Source organism: Pseudomonas sp. TE3-3-F2023 (assembly GCF_036784815.1).
GTDB classification, from domain to species: domain Bacteria; phylum Pseudomonadota; class Gammaproteobacteria; order Pseudomonadales; family Pseudomonadaceae; genus Aquipseudomonas; species Aquipseudomonas pudica.
In genome coordinates, this window is the sequence record NZ_CP145113.1 from 1,760,338 (window position 1) to 1,774,590 (window position 14,253).

At 63.9% G+C, this 14,253-nt stretch carries 11 protein-coding genes; 3 read left to right on the forward strand and 8 right to left on the reverse strand.

The features are described 5' to 3' along the window. Positions 1-132: 132 nt before the first annotated feature. The 8 genes from V3314_RS07975 to norR all read right to left on the reverse strand — a co-directional run bounded on the left by V3314_RS07975 (position 133) and on the right by norR (position 10,507). On the reverse strand, positions 133-1,536 hold the full coding sequence (locus V3314_RS07975; RefSeq protein ID WP_046616061.1) for a heavy metal sensor histidine kinase: 1,404 nt from the start codon (positions 1,534-1,536) through the stop codon (positions 133-135). Next, on the reverse strand, positions 1,511-2,185 hold the full coding sequence (locus tag V3314_RS07980) for a heavy metal response regulator transcription factor (protein ID WP_025337735.1): 675 nt from the start codon (positions 2,183-2,185) through the stop codon (positions 1,511-1,513). Before V3314_RS07980 ends, V3314_RS07975 begins: the two co-directional genes overlap by 26 nt. A 9-nt stretch (positions 2,186-2,194) precedes the next feature. Beyond that, positions 2,195-5,287: a multidrug efflux RND transporter permease subunit gene (locus V3314_RS07985; RefSeq protein WP_338460117.1), complete on the reverse strand. Its 3,093-nt coding sequence runs from the start codon at positions 5,285-5,287 to the stop codon at positions 2,195-2,197. Next, complete coding sequence (locus tag V3314_RS07990) at positions 5,284-6,447, reverse strand: efflux RND transporter periplasmic adaptor subunit (RefSeq protein ID WP_338460119.1); 1,164 nt, start codon at positions 6,445-6,447, stop codon at positions 5,284-5,286. Before V3314_RS07990 ends, V3314_RS07985 begins: the two co-directional genes overlap by 4 nt. A 293-nt stretch (positions 6,448-6,740) precedes the next feature. Continuing rightward, the gene (locus V3314_RS07995) at positions 6,741-7,475 is read right to left on the reverse strand and encodes a YkgJ family cysteine cluster protein (RefSeq protein WP_338460121.1); all 735 of its coding nucleotides are present in this window, start codon (positions 7,473-7,475) and stop codon (positions 6,741-6,743) included. Further along, on the reverse strand, positions 7,472-7,783 hold the full coding sequence (locus V3314_RS08000; RefSeq protein WP_046616065.1) for a hypothetical protein: 312 nt from the start codon (positions 7,781-7,783) through the stop codon (positions 7,472-7,474). Before V3314_RS08000 ends, V3314_RS07995 begins: the two co-directional genes overlap by 4 nt. Positions 7,784-7,871: 88 nt before the next feature. Next, positions 7,872-8,771, reverse strand: a complete 900-nt coding sequence (locus V3314_RS08005; protein WP_046616066.1) for a chemotaxis protein — start codon at positions 8,769-8,771, stop codon at positions 7,872-7,874. A 182-nt stretch (positions 8,772-8,953) separates the two neighbouring features. Next, positions 8,954-10,507, reverse strand: a complete 1,554-nt coding sequence (gene norR, locus V3314_RS08010; protein WP_338460122.1) for a nitric oxide reductase transcriptional regulator NorR — start codon at positions 10,505-10,507, stop codon at positions 8,954-8,956. A 154-nt stretch (positions 10,508-10,661) separates the two neighbouring features. On the opposite strand from norR, the gene hmpA reads away from it, so the two are divergent. The 3 genes from hmpA to cyoA all read left to right on the forward strand — a co-directional run bounded on the left by hmpA (position 10,662) and on the right by cyoA (position 14,251). Further along, complete coding sequence (gene hmpA, locus V3314_RS08015; RefSeq protein WP_046616068.1) at positions 10,662-11,840, forward strand: NO-inducible flavohemoprotein; 1,179 nt, start codon at positions 10,662-10,664, stop codon at positions 11,838-11,840. Between the two features lie 400 nt (positions 11,841-12,240). After that, positions 12,241-12,747: a disulfide bond formation protein B gene (locus V3314_RS08020; protein WP_039613829.1), complete on the forward strand. Its 507-nt coding sequence runs from the start codon at positions 12,241-12,243 to the stop codon at positions 12,745-12,747. 559 nt (positions 12,748-13,306) lie between these two features. Continuing rightward, positions 13,307-14,251: a ubiquinol oxidase subunit II gene (gene cyoA, locus V3314_RS08025; protein WP_046616069.1), complete on the forward strand. Its 945-nt coding sequence runs from the start codon at positions 13,307-13,309 to the stop codon at positions 14,249-14,251. The last annotated feature ends 2 nt before the right edge of the window (positions 14,252-14,253 follow it).

Below are 14,253 nucleotides of genomic sequence, written 5' to 3' on the forward strand. Positions count from 1 at the left end.
CTAGAGCACTTCCGCAGCCCTTTGTAGGAGCGGCCTTGTGTCGCGATGGGGCGCGAAGCGGCCCCAGGTTTTGTGCCAAAGCAACAATTGCCGGGGGCTGCTACGCAGCCCGTTCGCGACACAAGGCCGCTCCTACAGAGACCGCCCAGGCCTCAGAACGGGCAACTGGATGCCGAATGTATTGAACCCAGCGGCACTACGCACGAACACTTCCCCACCATGCATCAGCGCAATCGCCTTGACGATCGCCAACCCCAACCCATGGTTACCCCCACCACTGTTGCTACGTGCCGCATCCACCCGGTAGAAGCGTTCGAACAGCAACGGTAGATGCTCATCGTCGATCGCCGGCCCCGGGTTGCTCACGGCGATGCTGACCTGCTCCGGCCCGGCATCGATCTGCACCTTGATCACCTGGTGCGGTGCGGTGTGTTGCACGGCGTTGTTCAGCAGGTTGATCAGCGCCCGGCGCAGTTGGGCCTTTTCGATGGGCGCCTGGGCATCGCCGCTCACGCTCACGCCGACCTGCGCGTCTTCGAGAATGTAGTCCAGGTAATCGAGGGTGGTCGCCACTTCCTCGGCCAGCGAGGCTTGGGTCAGGGCCGTGGCCTTGCTGCCTTGGTCGGCACTGGCCAGGAACAACATGTCGTTGATGATGCTGCGCAGGCGCTCCAGCTCCTCAAGGTTCGATTGCAGCACTTCGAAGTAGTGCTCGGCGCTGCGTCCGCGTGTCAGCGCCACCTGGGTCTGGCCGATCAGGTTGGTCAGCGGTGAGCGCAATTCGTGGGCGACGTCGGCGTTGAAGGCTTCGAGCCGTGTATAGGCCTGGCTGACTCGGTCCAGTGCGGCATTGAAGGCGCCGGCGAATTGGGCCAGCTCCGGTGCCAGGCTCTCAGTCTGCAGGCGCCCGTCCAGGCGCGGTGGCGCCAGCGCCTGGGCCTCAACGGACAACGCCAGCAGCGGGCGCAGGCCGATGCGCGCCACCCAGTAGCCCAGCAGCGAGGCCAGCAGCACGCCGAGCACCGCCAGCCCGACAATCGCTACCAGCAGGCTGTGCTGGGCCTGCCAGAAAGTTTCGGTGTCTATGCCGATCAGAAAGCGCAGCGGCGGCCGCTCGCCCAGGGCCGGCAATTCGCTGACCAGCACCTTGTAAGGGTAGGGCCGGTCGGGCAGGCGCAGGTCGCGCATGCCCTGCGCACCTTCGGCGAAGGCGCGGACCAGCTCGCTGGGGTGCCCGTATTCGTAGGCCGGGTTGCTGCTGACCACCCAGAAGCGAATACGCTTGTCCTCTTCACTGAGCAGGTTGAGCTTGTTGTTGATCTTGACCCAGTGCTCCGGTGTGCCGAAGCGGTTGAGGGTGGACTCGAGCACGCTGAAGCGCGCATCCAGCTCGGCCTGCGGCAACAGGTCGAGGCTGCGGTCGACCTGGCGGTACAGCGCCGAACCGATCAGCAGGAACACGCCCAGCGCAACCAGGATGAACAGCGCCGACAGGCGCAGTGCGATGGAATTACCCCGCACGGTTTTCCAGGACATAGCCCATGCCTCGGATGGTGTGCAGCAACTTGTTGTCGAAAGGCCCGTCGAGCTTGGCGCGCAGGCGCTTGATCGCCACTTCGACGACGTTGGCATCGCTGTCGAAATTGATGTCCCAGACCAGCTCGGCAATCGCCGTCTTCGACAGGATTTCACCTTGCCTGCGGGCCAGCACGCTGAGCAGCGAGAACTCCTTGGCCGTCAGCTCCAGGCGCTGGCCGGCGCGTGTGGCCTTGCGCGCCATCAGGTCTATCCACAGGTCACCTACCTGCACCTGCAGTGGTTCATGGTTGCTGCTACGGCGGGTCAGGGCTTGCAGGCGGGCGACCAGTTCGAGGAAGGAAAACGGCTTGCCCAGATAGTCGTCGGCACCCTCGCGCAGGCCATGGATACGGTCTTCGACCCGTTCACGGGCTGTCAGCATGATTACCGGTGTCTGCTTGCGCGCGCGCAGGGCGCGCAGCACGCCATAACCGTCCAGGCCTGGCAGCATCACATCCAGCACGATCACCGCGTAGTCACCTTCCAGGGCCAGGTGAAGGCCGTCGATGCCGTCCCGCGCAAGGTCGACGGTAAACCCCTGCTCGCTGAGGCCGCGATGCAGGTAGTCGGCGGTTTTTTCTTCGTCTTCGATGATCAGCACACGCATGGTCTTGTCCTAACTGGCACTGGGCGCCGCCGCACGGGCGGCCCGGCGGCGGTGGAACAGGCGCTCCAGGGCCAAGTATATGACCGGGGTGGTGAACAGCGTCAGCGCCTGGCTCACCAGCAGGCCGCCAACCACGGCGATGCCCAGTGGCTGGCGCAGTTCGGCGCCGGTGCCGAAGCCGAACATCAGCGGCACCGCGCCGAGCAAGGCGGCCAGGGTGGTCATGATGATCGGCCGGAAGCGCGTCAGGCAGGCCTGGTGGATCGCCTGCTCCGGGGTCAAGCCCTGGCGGCGTTGGGCTTCGAGGGCGAAGTCGATCAGCAGGATGCCGTTTTTCTTGACGATGCCGATCAGCAGCACCACGCCGATCAGCCCCATGATGCTGAAGTCCTGGCCCATGGCCCACAACAGGATCAGTGCGCCGAGGCCGGCCGAGGGCAGGGTGGAGATGATCGTCAGCGGGTGGACGAAGCTTTCGTACAGCACGCCGAGGATGATGTACACCGCCACCAGCGCTGCCAGGATCAGCCACGGCTGGCTCGACAGCGAGCTCTGGAAGGCCTGGGCCGCGCCCTGGAAGTTGCCGCTGATGGAGTCGGGCATGCCCAGCTCGCGCTGGGTGCGCTCGAGGATGGTCACGGCATCGCCCAAGGCCACGCCCGGGGCCAGGTTGAACGACAGGTTGGCCGCCGGGAACAGCCCGTCGTGGCTGATCGACAGCGGCCCGGTGCTGGGCGGTGCCACGTGGGCCACTGCCGACAGCGGCACCATCTCGTTGGTCAGCGGCGAGCGCAGGTAGAAGTAGTTGAGGCTTTCGGCCTTGCCGCGCTGGCGGGCATCCAGTTCGAGGATCACCTTGTACTGGTTGGTCTCGGTCTGGAATTCACTGATCTGCCGCTGGCCGAAGGCGTCGTACAACGCCTGGTCGACGTCGGTGGTGGTCAGGCCGAAACGTGCCGCGGCCTGGCGGTCGATATCGATGCGGGTGACGCTGGCACCCAATTGCAGGTCATTGGACAGGTCGCGAAACGCCGGGTTTTCCCGCAGGCGCTCGGTCAGGCGCTGGGTCCACAGGTTCAGTGCCATGCCGTCGTTGCTCTTGAGCACATACTGGTACTGGGTGCGCGACGGGCCGGAGCTTAGGTTGATGTCCTGGCCGGCACGCATGTACAGGACGATGCCCGGTACCTGGGCCAGCTTGGGCCGCAGCCGGTCGATCAGTTCGCTGGCCGATACATCGCGTTCGCCACGCGGCTTCAGGGCGATCCAGAAGCGGCCGTTGGCGATGGTCTGGTTGCTGCCGGTGACGCCCACCGAGTGGGAGAACGCGCGCACCGCCGGGTCGGCCTCGATGATTTTGGCCAGCGCCTGGTGCTTCTCGATCATCGACGGGTACGACACATCCGCCGCCGCCTCGCTGGTGCCGAGGATGAAGCCGGTGTCCTGCAGCGGGAAAAAGCCTTTTGGGATACCCACGTAACCGCCCACCGCCAGGGCCAGGGTCAGGCCGAACACGCCGAGGGTCAGGCGCTGGTGGGCGAGGGCGTGGTCCAGGCCCTTTTCGTACCACCCGACCAGCCGCTCCCCAAAGCCACCCTTGTGCTCTCCGGGCGGGCGACGCATGAACAGTGCGCACAGGGTTGGCGCCAGGGTCAGCGAAACCACCACCGAAATCAGGATGGTGGCGGTGGCGGTAAGGGCGAACTCCTTGAACAGCCGGCCGACCACGCCGCCCATGAATAGCAGGGGGATGAACGCGGCGATCAGCGAAAAACTGATCGACACCACGGTGAAGCCGATTTCCCCGGCGCCCTTGAGCGCCGCTGTGCGGCTGTCGTCGCCGGCCTCCAGGTGGCGGTGGATGTTCTCCACCACGACGATGGCATCGTCGACCACGAAGCCCACCGAGATGACGATGGCTACCAGCGTCAGGTTGTTCAGGCTGAAGCCGAAGATGTACATCAGCGCGCAACTGGCGATCAGCGATACGCCGAGCACGCTGGACACCACCAGGGTCGCAGACCACTGGCGCAGGAACAGCGCCATTACCCCGATCACCAGGGCCACGGCGATCATCAGGGTCAGCTCCACTTCATGCAGCGAGGCGCGGATGGTCTGGGTTCGGTCCTGCAGCACTGACACTTCGACCGAGGCCGGCAGCATCTCCTGCAGTTTGGGCAGGGCAGCCAGAACCCGGTCCACGGTATCGACGATGTTGGCGCCAGGCTGGCGGAAAATCACCAGGTTCAGCCCGGGTTGGTCGCCGGACCAGGCTTTGACGTAGGCGTTCTCGGCGCCATTGATCACCTTGGCCACGTCCTTCAGATGCACCGGTGCACCGTCACGGTAGGAGACGATCAGCTGGGCGTAGTCGTCGGGGTGGAACAACTGGTCGTTGGCGGCGATGGTCGACACGCTGTGTTCGCCGTACAGCGCGCCCTTGGCCAGGTTCAGGCTGGTCTGTTGGATGGCTTGGCGCAGGTCGGCCAGTGTCAGGCCGATGGCGGCCAGTTTCTCGGGTTGCGCCTGCACGCGGATCGCCGGGCGTTGTTGCCCGGTGATGTTGATCAGGCCGACCCCGTCAATCTGGCTCAGTTGGCGCGCGAGCAGGGTTTCTGCGTAGTCGCTGAGGTCGTTGCCAGGCATCTGGCTGGAGCTGACCGTCAGCACCAGTACCGGGCTGTCGGCCGGGTTGACCTTGCGCCAGGTCGGCGGGTTGGGCAGGTCTTGCGGCAGGCGCGCAGTGGCGGTGTTGATGGCCGCCTGCACTTCCTGGGCGGCGGTGTCGATGTTCTTGTCGAGCGTGAACTGCAGGATCAGGTTGGTTGAGCCCAGTGCGCTGCTGCTGGTCATCTGGGTCATGCCGGGGATTGCGCTGAACTGCACTTCCAGCGGCGTGGCCACCGACGAGGCCATGGTTTCCGGGCTGGCGCCTGGCAGCTGGGCGGTGACCTGGATGGTCGGGAAGTCGGCTTCCGGCAGCGGTGCAACCGGCAAGCGCGGGAAGGCGATGGCCCCCAGCAGCACCAGGGCGAAGGTCAGCAGCAGGGTGGCGATGGGGTGATCGATGCACCAGGCCGAAACACCGTTGCGCGTGTTCATGGCTGGCTCCGGCGGTCGGCTATTTCTGACGGCGCGGGGGCGTCGGGGGCCACCTCGACCCGCGAACCGGGCTTGAGCCGCGACTGGCCATCGAGCACCAGGCGCTCGCCCGGCTTGACCCCGGCGATGACATTAAGCCCGCTGTCCTGGTACAACACCTTGACCGGCACACTGGTGACCTTGTCACCGTCCAGGCGGTAGACGAAATGCCCATCGACGCCGCGCTGTACCACTGGCGGTGGCACTACCAGGGCGTTTTCCTCCACGGCGGTGCGCAGGCGGATGGTGACCAACTGGCCCGGCCACAGGCGGCCGTCCTTGTTGTCGAACTCGGCTTTTACCCGCACGGTGCCGGTGGTGGCGGAGATCTGGTTGTCAATCAGTGCCAGGTGGCCTTCACCGAGCAGGCTGCGTTCGCCGTCGGCATCCATGTAGGCCTGAACCAGTGCCGGGGTGGGCGCCTTAAGCAGGCTTTGCAGGGTTGGCAGCATCTGCTGCGGCAGGGAGAATTCGACGGCGATCGGATCGATCTGGGTGACGCTGAACAGGCTGCGGGTATCGCTGGTACGCACCAGGTTGCCGGGGTCGACGTTGCGAATACCCACCCGGCCGGTCACTGGCGAGCGGATCTGCGTGTACGACAATTGCACCTCGGCATTGGTGATGGCCGCCCGGTTGCCCTTGACCGTGGCTTGCAGGCGGTTGACCAAGGCCTGCTGCTGGTCGAGGGTCTGCTTCGACACGCCGTCGTCGGTACTCAACAGGCGGTAGCGCTGCAGGTCGACGTCAGCTACCTGGATCTGCGCCTGGCTCTGGCCGAGTTCGGCGCGGGCCTGGTCGAGGCTGGCCCGGATGGCTCGGTCGTCGAGGGTGGCCAGCAGGTCGCCTTTCTTCACCCACTGGCCTTCCTTGACCAGCACCTGGGTCAGTACCCCCTCCACTTGCGGCCGCACTTCGACGCTGTGCAGCGACAGCACCGAGCCGATGGCGCTGGCGTAGCGCGGCACGTTCTGCTGCACGACACTGACCACGCGCACCGGGATGGCGGTTTGTGCACGGGCGGCAGGTACTGGCTGGCGCTGGCCGAACCAGATACCCGCTACCGCCAGGACCAGGAGCGCCAGGGCGGCGAGGATGACAGGGCGGGACGGACGTCGCATCGGCGCGGGCACCTTGGCCAGAGGGGATGGGAATGGTTGTCTGTATTCAAACTTATAGCCCCCGAACCGGGTCGGCAGCGTGACCGCTGGCTGACAGCGCTGTCAGTTTTGCCTGCACCACCATCACACATCTGGCATGCGAACTGCGACCCCTGTGGGAGCGGGCATGCCCGCGAAGAATACAACGCGGTGGATGGCACCGGCTGCGCCGGTGTTCGCGGGCACGCCCGCTCCCACAGGGACCACGGCAGGCTTTGGTTCTTGAGCAAGGCAGTTGCCCTGCAAGGGCATAGCTAGAAGCTGATGAAGGCGTAATACACCGGGGGCTCGTTGGTGGTGCGCAAACCATGTTCCCGCAAACTCGCCACCAGCGCCGCGTCCTCCACATGCAGCGCCCACTGTGCCCGACCAACCTCCGGTACCTGGGCCAGGGCCGCACTGAACGCGCCCATGTCTGGCAGATAGGCAGTAAACCCGTTGCCCTTGAGCGCACTGGTGGTCATGCCCAGCGCCTGGCACACCGCCACCTTGGCGGCGATGTCATCGCGGTCGGCCTGGCGCGAGGCCTGCACCAGCGCCTCCAGCCCGGCATCGACCAGTTGCGTGCCGTGAATCAGCTCCGGCCCCTGTTGCCAGGCTTCCGGCGGGCAGTCCTTGCTGCCTGGCCGCAGCGGGATATGCGGGTTTATTTCCACCGGGTAGATGCGACAGACCAGCGGGCGCTGGTCATAGATAGTGCACAGGTCGTTGTCGTCGAGGTTGCGGCAGCGCCCGGGGTTGAAGGCGGCAAAGGTCACCGATACGCGCGCCTCGCCTTCGCCACAGGGCACGGGGTGGGAACGACGCAGCACATGATCACGCTGTTCTACCGGCATGCCGGGGCCGTCTGCCACGAAAGCTTCGATCAGCACCACCACCTGGCCGTCGTTGTCCGCCCAGCGGCGCGCTTCCGCCAGGGTCAAGGGCACGTGGTGGCCGGTACAGCACTTGCCGCAGCCGGTACAGGCGAAACGCAGGCTGTCGGTCACTTGACCTCCGGGCTCCACTCGCTGACAAAGGCGCGCTGGTGCTGGCGGTCGTACAGGCACAGCTCGGTGCCGGTGCGCTGCTGCATGTGCTTCTGGGGGTAGACACCTTCGATCAGCAGGGCGCTCATGCCAATCTGGTCATCGAACTCGGCGGGCTTGCTTCGGGCGTGGGCATCCTTGAACTGGCTGGCGGCCAGGCAAGCCTTGAGCATCTGCTGGCGCTGCTCGTTCCAGGCCTGGCTGCTGGAGGCTTGGGCGATACCGCTGAAGAGGGCGCAACTGATCAGGATAGAGCTAAGAAACTTCATACGCGATTCCGGCAAGTTACTTGCGAGGGGCGCGAATTATGCCCGACTCGACCCCGGCGGTAAGCCGGGGAGTTTGTCTCCGAATATATCAACGCTCGGCGAACACCACAGCGCGCGCCGCCACCACCAGACAATCGGTCAGCTCCGGCGAGGAGAATTTGGTGAGGATGGCATTGGCCCCGGCCTGGGTCGCCTTTTCGCTGCTCATGGCGCTGTCCAGAGAGGTGTGCAGCAGTATGTAAAGGTGCTGGAAGTCGGGGGTTTCGCGCAGGGTGCGAGTGAAGGCGTAGCCGTCCATTTCGCTCATTTCGATGTCGGAGACGATCACGTTGATTTCCTGCGCGGTGCCTTGCAGTTCAAGCAACACGTTGATGGCGTCCTTGGCGCTGCGCGCGGTGTGGCATTCGATGCCGAGGTTGCGCAGGGTGTGCACCGACTGCTGCAGGGCCACCTGGCTGTCGTCCACCACCAGGATGTTGGCGGCGGCCAGCAGGCTGGCGTCTTCCTCGCTCAAGTTGCCGTGAGGCTGCTCGGGCACCGGCGGGGCGATGGCGTGGATGACTTTTTCGATGTCCAGCACCTGCACCAGGGTGTTGTCGACCCGGGTCACGCCGGTGATGAACGAGCGGCTACCCGAGCCGTAGGGTGGCGGTTTGATGTCGGTGCTCAGGCAATGCACGATGCGGCTGACCGCTTGTACATGCAGGCCCTGGCGTGAGCGGCTGATCTCGGTGACGATCAGGCAGCCGCCGTCCGGGTCGGCCAGCGGCCGTTCGCCAATGGCCCGGGACAGGTCGATGACCGACAGCGAATTGCCGCGCAGGGTCGCCACGCCTTTCACGTGGGGATGCGATTCGGGCAGTTTGGTCAGCGGCGGGCAGGGGATTATCTCGCTGACCTTTAGCAGGTTGATTGCCATCAACTTGCCGCTGCGCAGGGTGAACAGCAGCAGGGACAGCGAATCCGCGCGGGCATTTTGCGTGGCCATGGTGACCTTCGTGGGGAACAGGGGATAACCGGTTATCGGCCTGTTCGGGCTTGGCTTTAGTCATTTTGCACCGAGCCAGGGAATGCTCCGGACCCTGTGGGCTTTAGCCGCGAACACCGGCGCAGCCGGTTCCATGCACCGCTTGGATTCTTCGCGGCTAAAGCCGCTCCCACAGGTATCAATCAGCGCAGACCCAGCCGACGAGCCAGGCGACTAAGGTTGGCGCGGTCCAGGCCGAGTTCCCGGGCAGCCGCTGCCCAGTTTTCTCCGTGCCGCTGCAGGCAGGCCTCGATCACCTGGCGCTGGTAGTTGTCGACAGCTTCACGCAGCCCCCCCTCGGGTTGCGGCGCTGCTGGCGAGGGCGCGGCAGGGGAGGGCGGGGTGCCGGGCGTTGCCGTTGCGCGCAGGTCCAGGTCGATGGCTTCCAGGGTGAGGATGCGTGGCCTGTCGGAATGTTGGCCCAGCGCCTTGAGCGCCGAGCGGCCGATCAGGTGTTCCAGTTCACGCACGTTGCCTGGCCAGTCGTAGGCCAGCAGCGCGGCCTGGGCCTCGCTGCTCAGGCGCAGGCTGTTCAGGCCCAGGCGCGATCGGTTCTGTTCGAGGAAATAGCCGGCCAGTAGCAGCACATCGCGCCCACGTTCGCGCAACGGCGGCACATGCAGCGGATATACGCTGAGGCGGTGGTAGAAGTCGGCGCGGAAATTGCCATTGCGTACTTCTGCTGCCAGGTCGCGGTTGGTGGCTGCTATCAGGCGCACATCCACCCGGTGTTCGCGGTCCGAGCCCAGGCGCTGCAACTGGCCGCTCTGCAGCACGCGCAACAGCTTGGCTTGCACCGTCAATGGCAGCTCACCGACTTCGTCGAGGAACAAGGTGCCGCCATTGGCCAGTTCGAACTTGCCGCGGCGCTCGCCATGGGCACCGGTGAAGGCACCGCGCACATGGCCGAACAGTTCGCTTTCCACCAGGGTATCGGGCAGGGCGGCACAGTTGAGGCTGACCAGCGGTTTGTCGGCGCGGTTGCTGGCCTGGTGCAGGGCCTGGGCCACCAACTCCTTGCCGACACCGGTTTCACCGGTGATAAGCACGGTCAGGTCGCTGCCACCGACCAGGCGGATTTCCTCCACCAGGCGCTTGTGCGCGGGGCTCTGACCAATCAGCTCTTTGTCCTGGCCGCTGGCCTGGCGGTAGATCTCCGCGCGGTGGTGTTCGTCTTCCGCGCGCAGGGCCAGGTGCTCGATGCGCTCGGCCACGGTGACCGTGGCGGCGGCCAGGCTGGCGAAGGCCTGCAGGGCACCCAGCTCCAGGCTCTGGAATTGCCCGGGGGTGAGGGCATCGAGGGTAACCAGGCCCCAAGGGCGCTCATCGACCATCAACGGGCAGCCCATGCAGTCATGTACTTCCAGGTTGGCATCGGGGGCGTTGACCAGGCCGTCGTAAGGGTCGGGCAGCTCCGAGTCGCTGGCGAAGCGGGTTGGTTCCGCGCTGCTGAGCAGTATCTGGAAGCGTGGGTGCTCGCTGACCCGGAAGCGCCGGCCCAGGGTATCGGGGCTCAGGCCGTCCACTGCCAGCGGCACCAGCCACTCGCCGTCCAGGCGCAGCAAAGCGGCGGCATCGCAGGGCAGTAGCCCACGCATGGCCTGCAACAGGCGGCGATAGCGCTCCTGGTCGGGCAGGTCGCGGGAAAGGTCGCTAACCAGGGGCAGCAGGGTGGTGAGCAGAGGCTTCGTGGTCATATGGACTCCTGTGAGTCGATATGACTATACGTCGAAGTGGGTCGTTTTGACATGGCCTGCGTCAACCCACTGATTTTGCTGGAGATAAATGTTGGCACGATTGATGTAACAGCTCGAGCAGTCATTTGAAGCCACAGGCTCAGGAGTTGTTGCAATGCTCAATGCCGAACAACGTGCAATCATCAAGGCCACTGTCCCCCTGCTGGAAAGCGGTGGCGAAGCGCTGACCACTCACTTCTACAAGATGATGCTCAGCGAGTACCCGCAAGTGCGCCCGCTGTTCAATCAGGCCCACCAGGCCAGCGGTGACCAACCGCGCGCCCTGGCCAACGGCGTGCTGATGTATGCCCGCCACATCGACCAGCTGGAGCAGCTTGGCGGCCTTGTCGGCCAGATCATCAACAAGCACGTTGCCCTGCAGATTCTGCCGGAGCACTACCCGATCGTCGGCAGCTGCCTGCTGCGCGCCATCGAAGAAGTGCTGGGCAAGGAGATCGCCACCCCTGCGGTGATCGACGCCTGGGGCGCGGCCTATGGCCAGCTGGCCGATATCCTGATCGGCGCGGAAGAGAACCTCTATAAGCAGAAGGAAGAAGCCGAAGGCGGCTGGCGCGGTACCCGCGAATTCCGCCTGGTGCGCCGTGAGCAGGAAAGCAGCGAGATCGTTTCGTTCTACTTTGCCCCGGTGGATGGCGAGCCGGTGCTAAAGGCCGAGCCTGGCCAGTACATCGGCCTGAAGCTGGACATCGACGGCGCCGAGCAGCGCCGCAACTACTCCCTGTCTGCACTGTGCGACGGCAAGGAATACCGCATCAGCGTCAAGCGCGAGGCGGGTGGCAAGGTCTCCAACTACCTGCACGATGTGCTGGCGGTGGGCGATACCCTGCAGCTGTTCCCGCCGGCTGGCGATTTCACCCTGGTAGCGAGCGACAAGCCGCTGGTGCTGATCAGCGGTGGCGTGGGTATTACCCCGACCCTGCCAATGCTGCAGGCGGCACTGCAAACCCAGCGTGAGGTGCATTTCATTCACTGCGCCCGTAACGGCGCCGTGCATGCCTTCCGCGACTGGATCGACGAGCTGGCCAAGCGTCACCCGCAGCTCAAGCGCTTCTACTGCTATGCAGAGCCGCAGGGTGGTGCCGCCGCTGATGCCGTGGGCCTGCTGAGTGAGGACCTGCTCGGCGAATGGCTGCCGCAAGAGCGAGACGTGGATGCCTATTTCCTCGGGCCCAAGGGCTTCATGGCGGCGGTCAAGCGCCAGCTGAAAGGCCTGGGTGTGCCAGAGCAGCAGAGCCGCTACGAGTTCTTCGGGCCGGCGGCTGCGCTGGAGTGATGTAGTGCCTGCACCGGTCTCTTCGCGGGCCTGCCCCCGAAGAGACCGGTGCAGGCTTGCAGAATAGTTATCCCGGCCGCTGGGCCGCACCTCAACTATCTCCCTATATATAAAGGAGAGATGAAAGCGGCTGTGCAGCTTTCATCTTTAATCTTCCTTTAATCACGGTATCCTTCACTCCCGGGTGTCGAGGGGCTTGCCCCTGCGCGGCACCCGGGCAGCCGCTTTTTTTGCCGCCCGGCGTTGAACCGACGTCGTTGCGACCGGTCTCAGCCACACCGGATAGCCCTGCGCAGCGCTATCACGCCGCTTCCTCGGCACGCTCAAAGGCCCTGCCCAGCGTGTAGACTTGCGCCAGGCAGGCGGATCACGCTGCCACTATCCATCGAAGGAACCGGCAATGAACGAACAAACATCGCGCCTGAATCGGGAACGGCGCTTTCTGGTACTGTTGGGCCTGATCTGCATTTCGCTGATCGGCGGCGCCCTCTACATGCAGATAGTCCTGGGCGAGGCACCATGCCCGCTGTGCATCCTGCAACGTTATGCGCTGTTGTTCATCGCCGTGTTCGCCTTCATCGCCGCGGCGATGCCCGGGCGCCGTAGCCTGACCTTCTTCGAGGCCCTGGTGGTACTCAGCGCCATTGGCGGAATCGTTGCGGCCGGCAACCATGTGTATATACTCGCCAACCCAATGGTCAGTTGCGGCATCGACACCCTGCAGCCGATCGTGGACGACCTGCCGCTGGCCAAGCTCTGGCCGCTGGTGTTCCAGGTCGACGGCTTCTGCAGCACGCCGTACCCGCCGATCCTCGGCCTGTCGCTGGCGCAATGGGCGCTGGTGGCGTTCGTCCTGACGGCCGTCCTGGTTCCGCTCGGCATCTACCGCAACCGACGCCAGGCTTAGACAAAAGTCCCGAATGGCATGGGGTCTTTTACGCCGCATGAGAAGAGGGAAAATTCGCCCACCGCTTGATTCAGATCAACCCGAAGGCCTTGCAGAATGCGGCTTTGGGGCCTATCAAGCGGGGTGCGACAAACTGTCGCGAAGTTGAATTTTTGAGCAGTATTGTTGCAGATTCTGTAAAGGACTGTTGCTCAATAAGTCATAGTCAAGGGTTGGCGACCTATCTACAATCGCCCCCAATTTCCGTTCGGCACTGCTTGCAAGTCGCAGGATTGAAGGAAGCCCCAGCGCTCCTTTTTGCTGACTTCGTCAAGTTTCGCCCAACGGCGATACCGGGCGGACCCCCCTCCGCGTTTTCCCGCACCAAATGGACTTGGTCTGAAGTACAGGCCTGTTGCCTACGAAACCATAAGCACCGCTAACCCGCTTGACGCCAAGGTCCTTCAGTCGGACCCCGGGCAGGAGCGAGTACGGGCGCGAAATGCCGCACTTGGCAGGACGAAGTGTTGGCTACCAAAACACAAATTGCATTGAAGCAAGCTGATCTAGAGGTCGTGAGATGAGTAAAAAGCGTTACCCCAGACTGTTTGGCATATTGCCCTTTTTAGGCATGCTTTTACTCAGTGGGTGCAACTGGACCCTGCTCGACCCGAAAGGTCAGGTCGGCATTGAGCAAAAGAACCTGATCCTGATCGCTACCGGCCTGATGCTGCTGGTGGTGATTCCTGTCATTATCATGACCGTGGTTTTCGCCTGGAAGTACCGTGCTTCCAACAAGGCTGCCACCTACACCCCTGACTGGTCGCACTCGACCAAGATCGAAGCCGCGGTGTGGATCATCCCGATCCTGATCATCATCGCCCTGGGCTACTTCACCTACCACTCCACCCACAAGCTGGACCCGTACCGTCCGCTGGATTCCGATGTGAAGCCGGTGCAGATCGACGTGGTCGCGCTGGACTGGAAGTGGCTGTTCATCTACCCGGAGCAGGGCATTGCCACGGTCAACAAGATCGTCTTCCCGGCTAACACTCCGGTCAACTTCCGCGTCACTTCCGACGCCGTGATGAACTCGTTCTTCATCCCGGGCCTGGGCGGCCAGATCTACGCCATGGCCGGCATGACCACCAAGCTGCACCTGATCGCCAACGAAAACGGCGAGTTCGACGGTATCAGCGCCAACTACAGCGGTGCTGGCTTCACCGGCATGAAATTCAAGGCTACTGCCACCTCTCAGGAAGACTTCGACAAGTGGGTCGCCGAGGTCAAGCAGTCGCCGAAGAAGCTGGACAAGGCCGAATACGAAGCCTTGGCCAAACCAAGCGAAAACAACCCAGTCGCGCTGTATAGCGAGGCTTCGCCTGACCAGTTCCAGCTGATCGTCGACAAGTACGAAGGCATGAACCGCGGTCGTCCGAGCCACGAAGAAGCAGGCAGCAAAGATCTGGCCACTACCAAGGGTGTGGAATCGAGTATGCAACCAGCTGCCGGTGCAGAGGAGTAAGA